Raw genomic sequence first — 17,436 nt, 5'->3', positions numbered from 1 at the left:
TAGCCGACGAGTGGAAGCGAGTCAGTAGAACATGGGTCTCGAGGAAAAACTGCCCAGCGGTTTCCTGCTGAGCACGGTCGAGGATTTCGCCGGCTTCCTGCGCAAGGGATCCCTGTGGCCGGCCACCTTCGGGCTGGCCTGCTGCGCCATCGAGATGATGGCCACCGGCGGGGGCCGTTTCGATATCGCCCGCTTCGGCATGGAAGCCTTCCGCGCCTCACCGCGGCAGGCCGATCTGATGATCGTGGCGGGCCGGGTGAGCCAGAAGATGGCCCCGGTGCTGCGCCAGGTCTACGACCAGATGACCGAACCGAAATGGGTGCTGGCGATGGGCGTCTGCGCGTCGTCGGGCGGGATGTTCAACAACTACGCCATCGTGCAGGGCGTCGACCACGTGGTTCCGGTCGACATCTACCTGCCCGGCTGCCCACCCCGGCCGGAGATGCTGCTGAACGCGATCTTGGCACTGCACGCCAAGATTCAGCAGATGCCGCTCGGGGTCAACCGCGAAGAGGCCATCCGCGCCGCCGAACAGGCCGCGCTCGCCTCCACCCCGACAATCCGGATGGAGGGTCTACTCCGATGACCTTCGACACCCCCGACGACACCGACGCCCCGCCCGCGCACGACGCGATCGATGCCGCGGCCACCGCGGGCCCCGAAGGCACCCTGCCCGAGCAGGATTCCGCGCAGCCCGGCGCCGAGGTGATCGGCGTGCGCCGCGGCATGTTCGGCGTGTCCGGCACCGGCGACACATCCGGCTACGGCGGCCTGGTCCGGCCGGTCATCCTGCCGGGCAGCACTCCCGCCCCCTACGGCGGGTACTTCGACGAGGTGGTCGACGCGCTGCACGCCGCGCTCACCGCCATCGGCACCCGCTTGGACGCGGCGCTGGAGAAGGTGATCGTCTTCCGCGGCGAGCTCACCCTGCACGTGCACCGGGAGCATCTGCCGTCGGTCGCCCGCGCGTTGCGGGATGATCCCGCACTGCGTTTCGAGCTCTGCCTGGGCGTCAACGGCGTGCACTACCCGCAGGATTCCGGCCGCGAACTCCACGCCGTCTATCACCTCATGTCGATCACGCACAACCGCCGCCTGCGGGTGGAGGTCTCCGCCCCCGACGCCGACCCGCACATTCCTTCGCTCTACGAGGTGTACCCGACCACCGACTGGCACGAGCGCGAGACCTACGACTTCTTCGGCATCCGGTTCGACGGTCACCCGTCGCTGACCCGGATCACCATGCCGGACGACTGGCGCGGCCACCCCCAGCGCAAGGACTACCCGCTCGGCGGGATCCCGGTCGAATACAAGGGCGCGCGTATCCCGCCGCCCGACGAGCGGAGGGCATACAGCTGATGAACCACACCGACACCGAGCCCGGCGCGGCGCCGGACACCGCGCCCGGGCCCACCACGGTCACCGTGGCCGGGCAGGACTGGGACCAGGTAGCCGAGACGCTGGCCGGCGCGGGCGAGGAACGCATCGTGGTCAACATGGGCCCGCAGCATCCGTCCACCCACGGTGTGCTGCGGCTGATCCTGGAGATCGAAGGCGAAACGGTCACCGAGGCCCGCTGCGGAATCGGATACCTGCACACCGGGATCGAGAAGAACCTCGAGTTCCGCAACTGGACCCAGGGCGTCACCTTCGTCACCCGCATGGACTACCTGTCGCCGTTCTTCAACGAGACGGCGTACTGCCTGGGCGTGGAGCGACTGCTCGACATCACCGAGCAGATCCCGGAGCGCGCCACGATCGTCCGCGTGCTGCTGATGGAACTCAACCGCATCTCCTCGCACCTGGTCGCCCTGGCCACCGGCGGCATGGAACTCGGCGCGCTGACTCCCATGCTGTTCGGCTTCCGGGAACGGGAGCTGATCCTCGACGTGTTCGAGACGATCACCGGGCTGCGCATGAACCACGCGTTCATCCGCCCCGGCGGCCTGGCCCAGGATCTGCCCGACGACGGCGTCACCAAGGTCCGTGAACTGCTCGCACTGCTGCCCAAGCGGCTGCGCGACATGGAACACCTGCTCACCGCGAACCCGATCTGGAAGTCCCGCACGCAGGACATCGGCTATCTCGACCTGCAGGGGTGCATGGCGCTCGGCATCACCGGCCCGGTGCTGCGCGCCACCGGCCTGCCGCACGACATGCGCAAGGCCCAGCCCTACTGCGGTTACGAGAACTACGAATTCGACATCCCCACCACTACCGGATGCGACTGCTACGGCCGCTACGTCATCCGCGTGGAGGAGATGAAGGAATCGTTGAAGATCGTCGAGCAGTGCCTGGACCGGCTGCGGCCCGGACCGGTCATGGTCGACGACAAGAAAATCGCCTGGCCCGCCGACCTGCAGCTCGGCAAGGATGGACTCGGCAACTCCCCCGAGCACATCGGCAAGATCATGGGCAAGTCCATGGAAGGGCTGATCCACCACTTCAAGCTGGTCACCGAAGGCATCCGCGTTCCGGCGGGCCAGGTGTACGTGGCCGTGGAGTCCCCGCGCGGCGAGCTGGGCGTGCACATGGTCAGCGACGGCGGCACCCGGCCCTACCGGGTGCACTACCGCGACCCCTCCTTCACCAATCTGCAGGCGGTCGCGGCGATGTGCGAGGGCGGCATGGTCGCCGACGTCATCGCCTCGGTCGCCAGCATCGACCCGGTCATGGGCGGAGTAGACCGATGAGCCTGACATCGCACAGCGAATCCGCCGACCGCGTGCCGGATGGGACACCGGTCCTGCTGAAGCTCGGCACCCGGCCCGAGCCCTACCAGCCCTTCGTGCGCGCCCGGCTGGAAACCGACGCCAAGGAGATCATCGCGCGCTACCCGCACCCGCGCTCGGCCCTACTGCCGCTCTTGCACCTGGTGCAGTCCGAGGAGGGCTACGTCACCGGCACCGGGATCGAGTTCTGCGCCGAGCAATTGGGCCTGACCGGTGCCGAAGTCACCGCGGTCGCCACCTTCTATTCGATGTTCCGGCGCACGCCCACCGGCGACTACCACGTCGGTGTCTGCACCAACACGCTGTGCGCGGTGCTGGGCGGCGACGCCATCCTCGCCGCGCTGGAACGCCACCTCGGCATCGGGCACGGCCAGACCACCGCGGACGGGTCGATCACGCTCGAGCACGTCGAGTGCAACGCGGCCTGCGATTTCGCGCCGGTGGTCATGGTCAACTGGGAGTTCTTCGACAACCAGACCCCCGAATCCGCGCGTGCCCTGGTGGACGCGCTGCGCGCCGGAGCGCAGGTCACCCCGACCCGCGGCGCGCCGCTGTGCACGTTCAAGCAGACCGCGCGCATCCTGGCCGGATTCCCGGACGAGCGCCCCGGCGCGCTCGACGGCGCCGCGGGTGAGGCGACCCTCGCCGGTCTGCGCATCGCGCGCGAGCAAGGCATGCAAGCGCCCGCGCCGCAACAGGATCCGGAGGGCTCGCGATGACGCTCACTCCGGTGCTGAGCACCTACTGGGACGACCCGCAGTCCTGGACCATGGACACCTACCTGCGCCACGACGGCTACCAGGCGCTGCGCACCGCCCTGCGGATGCAGCCGGACCAGGTCATCCAGACCGTCAAGGACGCGGGCCTGCGCGGCCGCGGCGGCGCGGGCTTCCCCACCGGCATGAAGTGGAGTTTCATCCCGCAGGGCCCCGGGCCCGACGGCGTCACCAAACCGCACTACCTGGTGGTGAACGCCGACGAGTCCGAACCCGGTACCTGCAAGGACATCCCGCTCATGCTCGCAGCGCCGCACGCGCTGATCGAAGGCGTCGTCATCGCCGCCTACGCCATCCGCGCGGCGCACGCGTTCATCTACGTGCGCGGCGAGGTGGTTCCAGTGCTGCGGCGGCTACAGGCCGCGGTGGCCCAGGCCTACGAGGCGGGTTTCCTCGGTCACGACATTCTCGGTTCCGGCTACGACCTCGAGCTGATCGTGCACGCGGGCGCGGGCGCCTACATCTGCGGCGAGGAGACCGCGCTGCTGGACTCGCTGGAAGGCCGCCGCGGCCAGCCCCGCCTGCGTCCGCCGTTCCCCGCCGTCGCGGGCCTCTACGCCTGCCCCACCGTGGTGAACAACGTGGAGTCCATCGCCAGCGTGCCCCCCATCATCCGCAACGGCATCGGCTGGTTCCGCTCGATGGGCAGCGAGAAGTCCCCCGGTTTCACCCTCTACTCGCTGTCGGGTCACGTAACCCGGCCGGGGCAGTACGAGGCGCCACTGGGCGTCACGCTACGCGAACTACTCCGTTACGCGGGCGGCGTTCGCGCCGGGCACCGTGTGAAATTCTGGACCCCGGGCGGCTCGTCCACGCCGCTGTTCACCGCGGAACACCTCGACGTGCCACTGGATTACGAGGGCGTCGCGGGCGCGGGATCCATGCTCGGCACCAAGGCGCTGCAGATCTTCGACGACACCACCTGCGTGGTGCGCGCGGTGCTGCGCTGGACGGAGTTCTACGCGCACGAGTCCTGCGGCAAGTGCACCCCGTGCCGGGAGGGCACCTACTGGCTGGTGCAGCTGCTGGAACGGATCGAAGCGGGCACCGGCGCCGCGTCCGACCTGGACAAGTTGCTCGACATCAGCGACACCATCAACGGCAAGTCGTTCTGCGCGCTCGGTGACGGCGCGGCCAGCCCGATCATCTCCTCGCTGAAGTACTTCCGCGAGGAGTACGCCGAACACCTGCGGCTCGGCGGATGCCCATTCGACCCGGCGCGCTGCACCGCATGGGCCGAGTCAGGAGAAGAGGTCCGATGAAACCGGTCTCGCGCAGCGATTCGATCACCGGCGGCGGCCGGGCGACAGGCAGGCCCGCCGTCGTGGGCGGCGACACCGGCGGGCCCGCTCCCGCCGACCTGGTCACCGTGACCATCGACGACACCGCCGTCAGCGTGCCGCCCGGCACCCTGCTGATCCGGGCCGCCGAACTGATCGGCATCCAGATCCCCCGCTTCTGCGACCATCCGCTGCTCGACCCGGTCGGCGCGTGCCGCCAGTGCCTGGTCGAGGTCGAAGGGCAGCGCAAACCGGTCGCCTCCTGCACCATGGCCGTCGCCGACGGCATGGTGGTGCGCACCCAGCTCACCTCCCCTGCCGCCGACAAGGCGCAGGAGGGCGTGATGGAGCTGCTGCTGATCAACCACCCCCTCGACTGCCCGGTCTGCGACAAGGGCGGCGAATGCCCGCTGCAGAACCAGGCGATGTCCACCGGACGCGCCGAATCCCGGTTCGACGGACGCAAACGCACCTACCCCAAACCGATTCCGTTGTCCACAGCGGTGCTGCTGGACCGGGAACGCTGCGTGCTCTGCGCCCGCTGCACCCGTTTCTCCCAGCAGATCGCGGGCGACCCGTTCATCGAGCTGATGGACCGCGGTGCGCTGCAACAGGTCGGCACCGCGCAGGCCGAACCGCTGGACTCCTACTTCTCCGGCAACACCGTGCAGATCTGCCCGGTCGGCGCGCTCACCGGCACCGCCTACCGATTCCGCGCGCGCCCGTTCGACCTGGTGTCCAGCCCGAACGTCTGCGAGCACTGCGCCTCCGGCTGCGCCCAGCGCACCGACCACCGCCGCGGCAAGGTGCTGCGCCGGTTGGCCGGTGACGACCCGCAGGTCAACGAGGAGTGGAACTGCGACAAGGGCCGCTGGGCCTTCGCCTACGCCACCGAACCCGATCGGCTCACCACCCCGCTGGTGCGCGGCTGGAACGGCGAACTCGCCCCGGCCTCCTGGTCGGAGGCGCTTGCCGCGGCCGCGGAGGGACTGGCCGCGTCGTTCGGCAACGCGGGCGTGCTCGTCGGCGGCCGGGTCACCGAGGAGGACGCCTACGCCTACGCCAAGTTCGCGCGGGTCGCCCTCGGCACCAACGACATCGACTTCCGCGCCCGCGCGCACTCGGCGGAGGAAGCCGACTTCCTCGCCGCCCGGGTCGCGGGTCAGGACGGCACGGTCACCTACGACAGCATGGAAGCCGCGCCGGTCGTCCTGCTCGTCGGATTCGAACCCGAGGAAGAGTCGCCGATCGTCTACCTGCGACTGCGCAAGGCCGCGCGCAAGCGACGCCTGCCGATCTACTCCCTCGCGCCGTACTCCTCACGCGGGCTCGACCGGATGTCCGGGCGGCTGATGCGCGCCGTGCCCGGCGCCGAACCGCATCTGCTCGACGCCATCCGCACCGGCGAGATCACCACGCCGGGGGCGGACCCGGCCCAGCTCGCCGACCTGGCCCGACTGCTGCGCGAACCCGGCGCGGTGATCATGGTCGGTGAGCGGATGGCCGGCGTGGCCGGCACGCTGTCGGCCGCCGTGCGTCTGGCCGAGGAAACCGGAGCCGCCCTCGCCTGGGTGCCGCGCCGAGCGGGCGAACGCGGCGCGGTCGAAGCGGGCGCCCTGCCCTGCCTGCTCCCCGGCGGCAGGCCGGTCGCCGATCCCCGTGCCCGCCAACAGGTCCGGGCGGTCTGGAACGTGCCGGAACTGCCGGTCGGCGCTGGCCGGGACACGACGGCCATCCTGGAGGCGGCTTCCGGACTCGGCGCGCTGGTCATCGGCGGCGTCGACGTGGCCGACCTGCCCGATCCGGCCGCCGCGCTGGCCGCCATCGACGCGGCCAGGTTCGTGGTGAGCCTGGAACTGCGGCGCAGCCCGGTCACCGAACGCGCCGACGTGGTGTTCCCGGTAGCGGCGGCCATGGAGAAATCCGGCACCTTCCGCACGTGGGAGGGCAGGCCGCGCCCGTTCGCCGCCGCGCTCGGCGACGATATGGTGCGCCGCCAGACCGCGCCGCTGTCGGACCAGCGGGTGCTGCACGCGATCGCCGGCGAGATGTCGGTGCGGCTGAACCTGCCCGACGTGGAATCCGCCCGCGCCGAACTCGCCGAACTCGGCGCATGGGACGGCCCACCCGTCACCGCGCCCACGCACCGGCCGCAACCGCTGCCGCGGCCCGAGCCCGGTACCGCGGTGCTCGCCAGCTGGCGGATGCTGCTGGACGAGGGCCGCATGCAGGACGGCGAACCGAATCTGGCCGGCATCGCCCGCCCACCGGTGGTGCGGCTGTCGGCCGCCACCGCCGCCGAGCTCGGCGTGCAACCCGACGATCCGGTCACCGTCGCCACCAGCCGCGGCGCCGTCACGCTCCCGCTGATGATCAGCGACCTGCCCGACCGCGTGGTGTGGTTGCCGCAGCACTCGCCCGGCTGCTCCATCGCCGAGCAGCTCGCCGTGCAGCCCGGCGCCATCGTGCACCTGCGGCACGCCGACGAGAGGATGAAGGAGCACCGCCATGAGTGATCTCGCCGCGCTCGCCGCCCCTTACGCCCCCACGGGCTTCGGACACGACCCGCTGTGGCTCGTGATCGCCAAAGCCGTCGCCGTTTTCGTCTATCTGATGCTGATTCCGCTGGTCGCGGTGCTCGCGGAGCGCAAGATCGTGGCACGCATGCAGATGCGCATCGGCCCGAACCGCACCGGGCCGTTCGGCTCGCTGCAGAGCATCGCCGACGGCGTGAAGATGGCCCTCAAGGAGGACATCGTCCCGGCGATCGTGGACAAGCCGATCTACATTCTCGCTCCGGTGATCTCGGTGGTGCCCGCGTTCATGGCGTTCGCGGTGATCCCCTTCGGGCCGGAGGTGTCCGTCTTCGGCGTCACCACCCCGCTGCAGCTCACCGACCTTCCGGTAGCGGTGCTGTACATCCTCGCGATCACCTCCATCGGCGTCTACGGCATCGTGCTGGCCGGATGGTCCTCCGGCTCCACCTATCCGCTGCTGGGCGGGTTGCGCTCGACCGCGCAGGTCATCTCCTACGAGATCGCGATGGCACTGTGCTTCGCCACCGTCTTCCTGCTCGGCGGCACCATGGCCACCTCCGGCATCGTGTCGGCGCAGGAAGGCACCTGGTATGTGTTCCTGCTGCTGCCGTCGTTCCTGATCTATTGCGTCTCGATGGTCGGCGAGACCAACCGTGCGCCGTTCGACCTGCCCGAGGCCGAGGGCGAGCTGGTCGGCGGCTTCCACACCGAGTACTCCTCGCTCAAGTTCGCCATGTTCATGCTGGCCGAATACGTCAACATGGCAACGGTCTCCGCGCTGGCCACCACGCTGTTCCTCGGCGGCTGGCGCGCGCCGTGGCCGTTGAACATGTGGGACGGCGCGAACTCCGGGTGGTGGCCGCTGCTGTGGTTCACCGCCAAGGTCTGGACGTTCCTGTTCGTGTTCATCTGGCTGCGCGGCACGCTGCCCCGCCTGCGCTACGACCAGTTCATGAACCTCGGCTGGAAACTGCTCATCCCGACCTCGCTGGCCTGGGTCATGGTTGTGGCAACGGCGCGAGTGCTGCAAACGGAGGGCTACTCGGTGCAGACCCCGATCCTGGTGATCGGCGGCTTGGTGGTCACCGGATTGCTGGTGCTGCGGTTCCTGCGGGCGGGCCGGGCGGCGGGCACGGCGCCACCGGTCGAGGAGCCCGTGGTGGCCGATGCCGCCGATTCGACGGTGTTCCTCGGCTTCCCGGTGCCGCCGCTGCCCGCCGACGCGCAGGCCCGCGACGCCACCCGCGCCAAGGCAGGCTTGTTCGAGCCGCTGTCCGGTTTCGCGGTCACCGCTGCGACCATGTTCAAGAAGCCGAACACCGAGTTCTACCCCGAGCAGAAGACGCCGACGGCGCCGCGCTACCACGGCAGGCATCAGCTCAACCGGCATCCCGACGGCTTGGAGAAGTGCATCGGCTGCGAGCTGTGCGCATGGGCCTGCCCCGCCGACGCGATCTACGTCGAAGGCGCCGACAACACCGAGACCGAACGCTTTTCGCCCGGTGAACGGTACGGGCGGGTCTACCAGATCAACTACCTGCGCTGCATCGGCTGCGGATTGTGCATCGAGGCCTGCCCCACCAGGGCGCTCACGATGACCAACGACTACGAGATGGCCGACGACAACCGGGCCGACCTGATCTACGAGAAGGACCGGTTGCTCGCCCCGCTGCAGCCCGGGATGACCGCGCCGCCGCACGCCATGCACCCCGGCGCCGACGAGGCGGACTACTACCTCGGCCGGGTCCCCGGCGACGCGCCGGCCACCAGCGGCGCCACGGCGACCGATACGCCCAGGCAACCCGCCGCCGCGGGCGTGGAAGGAGCACCACGGTGACCGATTTGATCCTGGCCGCGGAGCCGTTGACCCGCGCCTCCACCGGCGAGACGGTCCAGTTCTGGATCCTCGCCCCGCTGGCCGTGCTCGGCGCGCTCGGCATGGTGTTCGCCCCCAAGGCGGTGCACTCCGCACTGTGCCTGGCGGCCACGATGATCGCGCTGGCCGCGTTCTACATCGCCGAGGACGCGCTGTTCCTCGGCGTCGTGCAGATCGTGGTCTACACCGGCGCGGTGATGATGCTGTTCCTGTTCGTGCTGATGCTCGTCGGCGTGGACTCCGCCGAATCGCTGAAGGAAACCATCCGCGGGCAGCGCCTGGCCGCCGCCGCGGTCGGCGTGGGCTTCGGGCTGCTGCTCAGCGGCGGCATCGCCCACGGCATCCGCGAATCCGGCATCGCCTTTCCCGCTTCCGGTTTCGCGGGCCGCGACGTGATCGCCGAACTGGCCGAACTGATCTTCCTGCGCTACGTGTGGGCCTTCGAACTCACCGGCGCCCTGCTGATCACCGCCACCATCGGCGCCATGGTGCTGGCCCACCGCGAGCAGTTCGGGCCACGCACCGACCAGCGCGAGCTGTCACGCCGCCGGTTCCGCGAGCAGGGACATCGCGCGACACCGCTGCCGACCCCCGGCGTCTACGCCAGGCACAACGCGGTGGACGTCCCCGCGCGGCTGCCGGACGGGTCGTTCGAGGAGCTGTCGGTCAGCACCATCCTGCGGCACCGCCGCACCAGGGCGCTCACCGAAGCGGCCGTCATCTCGGTCGGCACCACGCCCGCATCGGACGGGACCGACACCCCCAGCGACGAGGAAGGCAACCGGTGAATCCCGAGAACTACCTGTTCCTGTCCGCCCTGCTGTTCACCATCGGCGCGGCCGGGGTGCTGCTGCGGCGCAACGCCATCGTGGTGTTCATGTGCATCGAGCTGATGCTCAACGCGGTGAACCTCGCCTTCGTCACCTTCGCCCGGATGCACGCCGACCTGGACGGGCAGGTGTTCGCGTTCTTCACGATGGTGGTCGCCGCCGCCGAGGTGGTCGTCGGCCTGGCCATCATCATGACCATCTTCCGCACCCGCCGCTCGACCTCGGTCGACGACGCTAGCCTGCTGAAGTTCTGACGTGGACACCGCAACGCTGTGGCTGCTGCCCGCCCTCCCCCTGGCGGGCGCGATCGTCCTGCTGCTGACCGGACGCTACGCCGACAAGTGGGGTCATCTGCTCGGCACCGCGACGGCGCTGGCCTCGTTCGGGGTCGCCGTGCTCGCTTTCACCGACATGCTCGGGCGCGACACCGCCGACCGGGCGATACACGAAGACCTGTTCAGCTGGGTCCCCGTGGCCGGTGTCCAGGTCGACTTCGCGCTACAGCTGGACCAGCTCTCGATGTGCTTCGCGCTGCTGATCACCGGCGTCGGGTCGCTGATCCACGTCTACTCGATCGGCTACATGAGCCACGACCCAGGGCGGCGGCGGTTCTTCGCCTACCTCAACCTGTTCCTGGCGGCCATGCTGCTGCTGGTCCTGGCGAACAACTATCTCGTGCTCTACCTCGGCTGGGAGGGCGTCGGCCTGGCCTCCTACCTGCTGATCGGCTTCTGGTACGCGAGGCCATCGGCGGCAACGGCCGCCAAGAAGGCGTTCGTGGTGAACCGGGTCGGCGACATGGGCTTGGCGATCGCGATGATGGTCATGTTCGCGACGTTCGGATCGGTCGACTTCGCGGTCGTGTTCGGCGCCGCGCCCGCCGCGAGCGAGGGCACGCTCACCGCGATCGGCCTTCTCCTGCTGCTGGCCGCGTGCGGCAAGTCCGCACAGGTGCCGCTGCAATCCTGGCTCGGTGACGCCATGGAGGGCCCCACCCCGGTGTCGGCGCTGATCCACGCCGCCACGATGGTCACCGCCGGTGTGTACCTGATCGCGCGCTCCAACGCGATCTTCGACCTCGCCCCGGACGCGCGGCTCGGGGTGGTGCTGGTCGGCGCGGTCACCCTGCTGTTCGGCGCGATCATCGGCTGCGCCAAGGACGACATCAAGAAGGCCCTGGCCGCCTCCACCATGAGCCAGATCGGCTACATGGTGCTGGCCGCCGGACTCGGCCCCGCCGGATATGCCTTCGCCATCATGCACCTGCTCACCCACGGGTTCTTCAAGGCCGGGCTGTTCCTCGGCGCCGGTTCGGTGATGCACGCGATGGACGACGAAACGGATATGCGCCGCTACGGTGGTCTGCGCACCCTGCTGCCGATCACCTACGTCACTTTCGGCCTCGGCTACCTGGCCATCATCGGGGTCCCGCCGTTCGCCGGGTTCTTCTCCAAGGACCGGATCATCGAGGCGGCGTTCAACCAAGGCGGCGTCGGCGGGATCGCGCTTGGTCTGATCGCGCTGTTCGGCGCGGGACTCACCGCGTTCTACATGACGCGCGTCATGCTGATGACGTTCTTCGGTGAGCGCCGCTGGAAACCGGACACCCACCCGCACGAGTCCCCAGCGGTGATGACCGGGCCCATGATCCTGCTCGCCATCGGCTCCGTCGGCGCGGGCGCGGTGTTCGTCTTCGGCTCCTCGTTGCAGAACTGGCTCGAACCGGTCGTCGGCGCTCACCACGGCACCGAAACTGTTCCGGCGGCGCTGGTCACAGTGCTCGCGCTCGGCGTGGTCGCCGTCGGTGTAGCGGTGGCCTACTCGCAGTACGCGCGACGCGACATCCCCGAAGCCGCACCCGACGCCGTCTCCGGGCTGACCGTCGCGGCGCGCCGCGACCTCTACGGCGACGCGGTCAACGAAGCCGCGTTCATGCGGCCGGGCCAGTACCTGACCCGGGCGCTGGTCTTCCTCGACAACCGCGGCATCGACGGCGTCGTGAACGGCACCGCGGCGCTGATCGGCGGGTTGTCCGCGCGGGCTCGGCGAGTGCAGTCCGGGTTCGTGCGGTCCTATGCCCTGTCCATGTTCACCGGCGCGGCCCTGGTGGCCGCAGCCCTGCTGGCGGTGAGGTTGTGGTGAGCGAGTTCCCCTGGTTGACGACGCTGTGGCTGGCCCCGGTCGCCGGTGCGGCGATCGTGCTCGTGCTGCCCGCCGCGCAACGCACCCTCGCACGCGCTGTGGCACTGTGCTTCTCGGTGCTCGTGCTCGGCATCGGCGTCGGGCTCGCCGTGCGGTTCGACACCGCGGGCGACCAGTACCAGTTCGTCGAATCCCATCAGTGGATTCCGGCGTTCGGCGCGGGCTACACCCTCGGGCTGGACGGCATCGCGCTGGTGCTGGTGCTGCTGACCGCGGCCCTGGTTCCGTTGCTGATCCTGGCGGGCTGGCACGACGAACGCGAAGTGGGCGGCGGGAAGCGGGTGGCGCACACCTACGTCGCGCTCATCCTGCTCGTCGAGGCGATGGTGCTGATCTCCTTCCTCGCCTTGGACATCTTGCTGTTCTACGTGTTCTTCGAGGCGATGCTCATCCCGATGTACTTCCTCATCGGCGGATTCGGGCCGCGCACCGGCGACGCTCTGGTGCGCAGACAGCGCTCCCGCGCGGCGGTGAAGTTCCTGCTGTACAACCTGTTCGGCGGGCTGATCATGCTCGCCGCGGTCATCGGGTTGTACGTGCTCACCGCCCGCGAAGGACTGGGCGAGGGCTCCTCGGGCACCTTCGATCTGCGCACCGTGGTCGCCGCCGCCAACGCCGGGGAACTCGGCGCCGGGCCCGCGGTGCTCAACGCCTTGTTCCTCGGATTCATGTTCGCCTTCGCGGTCAAGGCGCCGCTGTGGCCGTTGCACACCTGGCTGCCGGACGCCGCCGTCGCGGCCACGCCCTCCAGCGCGGTGCTGATGATGGCGGTGGTCGACAAAGTGGGCACCTTCGGCATGCTGCGCTACTGCCTGCCGCTGTTCCCCGGCGCGTCCGACACCTACGCGCCGTTGGTGATCACGCTCGCGGTGATCGGCATCGTGTACGGCGCCCTGCTGGCCATCGGGCAGACCGACGTGATGCGGCTGATCGCCTACACGTCGATCTCCCACTTCGGTTTCATCATCCTCGGCGTCTTCGCCATGACCAGCCAGGGCCAGACCGGCGCGACGCTGTACATGGTCAATCACGGCATCTCGACCGCCGCGCTGTTCCTGGTGGCCGGATTCCTGGTGTCGCGGCGCGGAACCCGGCTCATCGCCGCGTACGGCGGCGTCCAGAAGGTGGCCCCGGTGCTCGCGGGCACGTTCTTCATCGCCGGTCTGGCGACGCTGTCGCTGCCGGGTCTGGCCCCGTTCGTGAGCGAGTTCCTGGTACTGATCGGCACCTTCGCCCGATACCAGGTCGCCGCCGTGGTCGCCGCCGTCGCGCTGGTGCTCGCCGCACTGTACGTGCTGTGGCTCTACCAGCGGATGATGACCGGGCCGGTGAAGGAAGGCAACGAGCGGATCCACGACTTGGCGCCGCGCGAAATCGCCGTGGTGGCGCCACTGATCGCCGCGCTGCTGTTCCTCGGCGTCTACCCGAAAGTCCTCACCGACTTCATCAATCCCGCGGTGAGCCAGACGCTCACCACCATCGGCCGGACCGATCCCGCCCCCGCGGCACCACCCAGGCCCGAAGCGGGATCGGCCCAACATCCCGGAGGTGCCCACAAGTGACCGACCCAGCCTCCACCACGATGCTCGCCGCGAGCGTTCCCGCGCCCAGCATCGAGTACGGCGCCCTGTCCCCCATGCTCATCGTGTTCGGCGCGGCCGTGCTCGGCGTCCTGGCCGAAGCGTTCGTCGCCCGGCGCTACCGCTACGCCAGCCATCTGGTGCTGAGCCTGACCGGGCTGGTCGCGGCGCTGGTCGCCGTCGTGGCGCTCGCAGGCACCGAAACCACCGCGGTCGCAGGCGCCGTGGCCATCGACGGCGTCACGTTGTTCCTGCAGGGCACGATCGTGGTGGTGTCGATCCTCGGTGTCCTGTTCATCGCCGAGCGCGGAGCGGAACCGCGGCAGCAGGCGCGATCGGGCCCGGGAACCTGGAGCCGGGCCGCCGCCACCATTGAACGCGGGGTGGACGCGTTCACGCCGCAGGCATCCGCGGTGCCCGGTAGCGCGGCCGAAGCAGCGGCGCTGCGCGCGGGCGTCGCGACCACCGAGGTGTTCCCCCTGACCCTGCTCGCCATCGGCGGCCTGTTGCTGTTCCCGGCGTCCAACGATCTGCTGACCATGTTCGTCGCCCTCGAAGTGCTGTCGCTGCCGCTGTATCTGCTGTGCGGGCTGGCCCGGCGCAACCGGCTGCTCTCGCAGGAGGCGGCGCTGAAGTACTTCCTGCTCGGCGCGTTCTCCTCGGCGTTCTTCCTCTACGGCGTCGCGCTGCTGTACGGCCAGGCGGGCACGGTGCGGCTCGGCGGCATCGCCGACGCGATCGCCCGGCATCCGGAGAACGCGACACTGGCAGTGCTCGGTGTCGCGATGCTCGCGGTCGGTCTGCTGTTCAAGATCGGCGCGGTACCGTTCCAGTCCTGGGTGCCCGACGTGTATCAGGGCGCCCCCACCGCGATCACCGGTTTCATGGCGGCGGCCACCAAGATCGCGGCGATCGGTGCGCTGGTGCGCGTGCTGCAGGTCGCCGTGCCGGGTCTGCGCGACGACTGGCGGCCGATCCTCGCGGCCGTCGCGATCGCCACCATGGCCGTCGGCGCGGTCATGGCGATCACCCAGACCGACGTCAAACGGATGCTGGCGTATTCCTCGGTGGCCCATGCCGGTTTCCTGCTGGTCGGTCCGGTGGCGGCCAACGACCGCGGCGTCGCGGCGGTGCTGTTCTACCTGGCGGCCTACGGCATCGGCACGCTCGGCGCGTTCGCCGTGGTCAGCCTGGTCCGCGAGGCGGACGGCGAGGAGGCTACCGGCCTGCCGCGCTGGGCCGGGCTCGGCCGCCGTTCCCCTTGGCTGGCAACGATTTTCGCGCTGTTCCTGCTCTCCTTCGCCGGGTTGCCGCTCACCAGTGGTTTCGTCAGCAAGTTCACCGTATTCGAGGCCGCTGCCTCGGGAGGCGCGACACCGCTGGTCATCATCGGCGTGATCTGCAGTGCCGTCGCGGCGTTCTTCTACCTGCGGGTCATCGTGCTGATGTTCTTCACCGATCCGCCCGCTGACGCGCCGGTACCGGTCAGCCCTCCGCTGACCACGGCGATCGTGGCGATCACCGCGGCAGTCACCTTCGCGCTCGGCGTCTATCCGCAGCCACTGCTCGATCTGGCCGACCAAGCGGCGATACTCGTCCGCTGATCCACCCTCGGGTGCGCTGGTGCCGCCGCTGTTCGACAGCGGCGGCATCGCTGTTTCAGCACCCTCTGATCACCGCACTCTTCGTCGCCGCGGGCGACGAACCCGAGCGATGCAGGAATCAGTCGAATCGGGCTGGGACGTGGTCGCACCGGGCACCCCGAAGGGGTGACACCCCCGCCGGCTTCGAAACGCTACCTAGGCGCCGCGCCTGCGTTCCAGCGCGGTCGCGATCAGCAATCGGGCCCGGTCGCCGTACTCGGCCTGGTCGGCCAGGATCGCGAAGGTCTTCTCGTGCAGCGCGATCTCCGACGGTCTGGTGATGGTCAACTCGGCCGAGACCGTTTCGGTCAGCACCTGCGCACGGTCGTAGATGACGAAGTTCGTCGCGGGGGCGCGGTAGTCCGCGCAGATCGGGATGAGGCCCAGCCGGACCCTCGGGTTGGCCATCACCGCGAGCAGGTAGGCCAGTTGCTCGGCCATGACGGCGGCGTCGCCGACCGTGCGCCACAGCGCGGTCTCGTTGACCACGAAGTGGAATCGGTGTTTCGCCCGGAAGAGCACCTGTTTGCGGGCCATCCGCGCGGCCACCGCCTCCTCCAGGTCGTCGCGTCCGCCGGTGACGGCGATGCAGGCGGTCAGGATCGCGCGCGCGTAGCCCTCGGTTTGCAGCAGTCCCGGCAGCGTGTCCGGCGCGTACCAGCGGATCTGCGTAGTCTGCGCCTCCAAGTCGATCGATTGCCGTTGCCTGCGCGCGTGTCCGGAGGCGACGCTGCGCTGCCATTCCAGATACATCGACTGTAGATTGCGCGCGTTGGCGACCAGGTCGTCCAGCACGGCGGTATTGCCGCACGCCTCACACCAGGCGGCGAGGTCCGCTTCCGACGGCGTCTGCTTGCCGCCCTCGATCCGGGACACCTTGCTCGAATGCCAGCCGCACCTGGCGGCCAGTTCCAGGCCGGTCAGGTGGGCGGCGCGACGCAGTTCACGCAGGCGCGCACCCAGCACCTCGCGTGCGTCCGACACTCCGTTCATCGTGCACGTGCTCACTCTCGCAATATCGCTGATGGTCGATGCCCTGAGGCCACAGCCGTTCCCGCACCTGCAGGCAGCGGGCGACCAGCGCCGGGTCATTGGTGATCGACAACCCCATGAATGCCCCGTTCTCGGCGAAGGTGTTGAACGCGACCGTGTTCGTGTCGAAAAGCCAGTAGTCGTCGTGCGGCAGGTCGGCCGGGTCGACCAGATGCCGTGGCAGCCAGCGCACGATCTCGCCTGTGGCGATGTTGTCGTCGGTCGCCGACAACAGCCACCGGGTGTAGTCGGAGTGCGGGACCGTCACGACCCGTAGTCGTTCGAGCGCGACCCCGCGACCAGCGGACTCGACCATCAGAGCATCCCAGGCTTTCCATGACTCGGGCTGTTCCTCTCGTTCGTACGCTACTCCGGCGCCGAAGCGGCGCAATGCTTCCTGCTCGTCCTCCAGCACGTAGTCGTCTCTCACCTCGAGATGGAAGGCGCGCGTTCGAGCCGCCCGGAAGAGCGGCTCGAAACAGCGGTCGCCTACCACGTGCAGCATCAGCGCACCACCACGGCGGTTTCGTGACAATCGAGGGTCAATTGGGCGAGCAATTCGGGGTCGGTGACCGGTTCGCCGGCCACCAGCACCGCACCGCACGTCCCGCTCGCCTCGACCCGTAGCCGCATCCCCGGTTCCAGCCAGTCCAGCAGCTGGTGTGGCACCAGGACCGTCCCGGTGCGGTCGGTCGCATCGCCCTGCACCACGAGCACGCCCGTGTCGGTGGCGTACACGGCGGGACAAGCTCCATGGTCGGATCCGGATCCGAGAAGTCGCAGGTTCATAGCTGATCCTTTGCGAGAGCTGACGGGCGATGTCGTGCAATCGTCCCCACCGCATGCGTTGCCGGTCAACGTGGTTCGCAAAGTCGCGCAAAATCGTGGCGGGGACATCGGTGCGCCTTCTACCGTCGATTCGGCAACTCGGGGCCACCGCGCCGATGT

At 69.3% G+C, this 17,436-nt stretch carries 15 protein-coding genes; 12 read left to right on the top strand and 3 right to left on the bottom strand.

All coding sequences use genetic code 11. The features are described from left to right. Positions 1-31: 31 nt before the first annotated feature. From HOV91_RS17080 to nuoN, 12 genes are read left to right on the top strand one after another with little or no spacing between them, the layout of a single operon-like run. Positions 32-586, top strand: a complete 555-nt coding sequence (locus HOV91_RS17080) for a NuoB/complex I 20 kDa subunit family protein (RefSeq protein WP_043691073.1) — start codon at positions 32-34, stop codon at positions 584-586. Then, a complete protein-coding gene (locus tag HOV91_RS17075; protein ID WP_174186389.1) occupies positions 583-1,359 on the top strand; it encodes an NADH-quinone oxidoreductase subunit C in 777 nt (258 codons plus the stop codon). Before HOV91_RS17080 ends, HOV91_RS17075 begins: the two co-directional genes overlap by 4 nt. After that, positions 1,359-2,693, top strand: coding sequence for an NADH-quinone oxidoreductase subunit D (locus HOV91_RS17070; protein WP_246350275.1), 1,335 nt, complete (start codon positions 1,359-1,361; stop codon positions 2,691-2,693). Before HOV91_RS17075 ends, HOV91_RS17070 begins: the two co-directional genes overlap by 1 nt. Further along, positions 2,690-3,451: an NADH-quinone oxidoreductase subunit NuoE gene (gene nuoE / locus HOV91_RS17065; protein ID WP_174186388.1), complete on the top strand. Its 762-nt coding sequence runs from the start codon at positions 2,690-2,692 to the stop codon at positions 3,449-3,451. Before HOV91_RS17070 ends, nuoE begins: the two co-directional genes overlap by 4 nt. After that, a complete protein-coding gene (gene nuoF / locus HOV91_RS17060) occupies positions 3,448-4,770 on the top strand; it encodes an NADH-quinone oxidoreductase subunit NuoF (protein ID WP_174186387.1) in 1,323 nt (440 codons plus the stop codon). Before nuoE ends, nuoF begins: the two co-directional genes overlap by 4 nt. Next, positions 4,767-7,304, top strand: coding sequence for an NADH-quinone oxidoreductase subunit G (locus tag HOV91_RS17055; protein ID WP_174186386.1), 2,538 nt, complete (start codon positions 4,767-4,769; stop codon positions 7,302-7,304). Before nuoF ends, HOV91_RS17055 begins: the two co-directional genes overlap by 4 nt. Then, positions 7,297-9,162, top strand: a complete 1,866-nt coding sequence (gene nuoH / locus HOV91_RS17050; protein ID WP_174186385.1) for an NADH-quinone oxidoreductase subunit NuoH — start codon at positions 7,297-7,299, stop codon at positions 9,160-9,162. The genes HOV91_RS17055 and nuoH overlap by 8 nt, the downstream gene beginning before the upstream one ends. Next, positions 9,159-9,989: an NADH-quinone oxidoreductase subunit J gene (locus HOV91_RS17045; protein WP_174186384.1), complete on the top strand. Its 831-nt coding sequence runs from the start codon at positions 9,159-9,161 to the stop codon at positions 9,987-9,989. Before nuoH ends, HOV91_RS17045 begins: the two co-directional genes overlap by 4 nt. Continuing rightward, positions 9,986-10,285, top strand: a complete 300-nt coding sequence (gene nuoK, locus HOV91_RS17040) for an NADH-quinone oxidoreductase subunit NuoK (RefSeq protein ID WP_174186383.1) — start codon at positions 9,986-9,988, stop codon at positions 10,283-10,285. Before HOV91_RS17045 ends, nuoK begins: the two co-directional genes overlap by 4 nt. A gap of 1 nt (position 10,286) precedes the next feature. Next, entirely contained in the window at positions 10,287-12,173 is a 1,887-nt protein-coding gene (gene nuoL, locus HOV91_RS17035; RefSeq protein WP_174186382.1) for an NADH-quinone oxidoreductase subunit L, read from the top strand. Continuing rightward, complete coding sequence (locus tag HOV91_RS17030) at positions 12,170-13,795, top strand: NADH-quinone oxidoreductase subunit M (RefSeq protein ID WP_174186381.1); 1,626 nt, start codon at positions 12,170-12,172, stop codon at positions 13,793-13,795. The genes nuoL and HOV91_RS17030 overlap by 4 nt, the downstream gene beginning before the upstream one ends. Positions 13,796-13,815: 20 nt before the next feature. Next, the gene (nuoN, locus tag HOV91_RS17025) at positions 13,816-15,417 is read left to right on the top strand and encodes an NADH-quinone oxidoreductase subunit NuoN (RefSeq protein ID WP_174186405.1); all 1,602 of its coding nucleotides are present in this window, start codon (positions 13,816-13,818) and stop codon (positions 15,415-15,417) included. A gap of 195 nt (positions 15,418-15,612) precedes the next feature. Here nuoN and HOV91_RS17020 read toward each other — a convergent pair whose 3' ends face one another. From HOV91_RS17020 to HOV91_RS17010, 3 genes are read right to left on the bottom strand one after another with little or no spacing between them, the layout of a single operon-like run. Continuing rightward, on the bottom strand, positions 15,613-16,449 hold the full coding sequence (locus tag HOV91_RS17020) for a helix-turn-helix domain-containing protein (RefSeq protein ID WP_174186380.1): 837 nt from the start codon (positions 16,447-16,449) through the stop codon (positions 15,613-15,615). Further along, the gene (locus HOV91_RS17015) at positions 16,400-16,993 is read right to left on the bottom strand and encodes a DUF6879 family protein (RefSeq protein WP_246350271.1); all 594 of its coding nucleotides are present in this window, start codon (positions 16,991-16,993) and stop codon (positions 16,400-16,402) included. The genes HOV91_RS17020 and HOV91_RS17015 overlap by 50 nt, the downstream gene beginning before the upstream one ends. Continuing rightward, positions 16,993-17,277 carry a hypothetical protein gene (locus tag HOV91_RS17010; RefSeq protein WP_043725354.1) on the bottom strand — a complete coding sequence of 95 codons (285 nt, stop codon included), beginning with the start codon at positions 17,275-17,277 and terminating at the stop codon, positions 16,993-16,995. The genes HOV91_RS17015 and HOV91_RS17010 overlap by 1 nt, the downstream gene beginning before the upstream one ends. Positions 17,278-17,436: the final 159 nt, after the last annotated feature.

This window comes from Nocardia barduliensis (assembly GCF_013315795.1).
Lineage (GTDB): Bacteria > Actinomycetota > Actinomycetes > Mycobacteriales > Mycobacteriaceae > Nocardia > Nocardia barduliensis.
The sequence above is the reverse complement of the archived record's forward strand: the minus strand, read 5'-3'. Positions and strand labels throughout refer to the sequence as shown.

Coding starts and splice junctions, on each gene's coding strand:
- HOV91_RS17080 (WP_043691073.1), top strand. CDS start 32: ATGGGTCTCGAGGAAAAACTGCCCAGCGGTTTCCTGCTGAGCACGGTC.
- HOV91_RS17075 (WP_174186389.1), top strand. CDS start 583: ATGACCTTCGACACCCCCGACGACACCGACGCCCCGCCCGCGCACGAC.
- HOV91_RS17070 (WP_246350275.1), top strand. CDS start 1,359: ATGAACCACACCGACACCGAGCCCGGCGCGGCGCCGGACACCGCGCCC.
- nuoE (WP_174186388.1), top strand. CDS start 2,690: ATGAGCCTGACATCGCACAGCGAATCCGCCGACCGCGTGCCGGATGGG.
- nuoF (WP_174186387.1), top strand. CDS start 3,448: ATGACGCTCACTCCGGTGCTGAGCACCTACTGGGACGACCCGCAGTCC.
- HOV91_RS17055 (WP_174186386.1), top strand. CDS start 4,767: ATGAAACCGGTCTCGCGCAGCGATTCGATCACCGGCGGCGGCCGGGCG.
- nuoH (WP_174186385.1), top strand. CDS start 7,297: ATGAGTGATCTCGCCGCGCTCGCCGCCCCTTACGCCCCCACGGGCTTC.
- nuoN (WP_174186405.1), top strand. CDS start 13,816: ATGCTCGCCGCGAGCGTTCCCGCGCCCAGCATCGAGTACGGCGCCCTG.
- HOV91_RS17020 (WP_174186380.1), bottom strand. CDS start 16,449: ATGAACGGAGTGTCGGACGCACGCGAGGTGCTGGGTGCGCGCCTGCGT.
- HOV91_RS17015 (WP_246350271.1), bottom strand. CDS start 16,993: ATGCTGCACGTGGTAGGCGACCGCTGTTTCGAGCCGCTCTTCCGGGCG.
- HOV91_RS17010 (WP_043725354.1), bottom strand. CDS start 17,277: ATGAACCTGCGACTTCTCGGATCCGGATCCGACCATGGAGCTTGTCCC.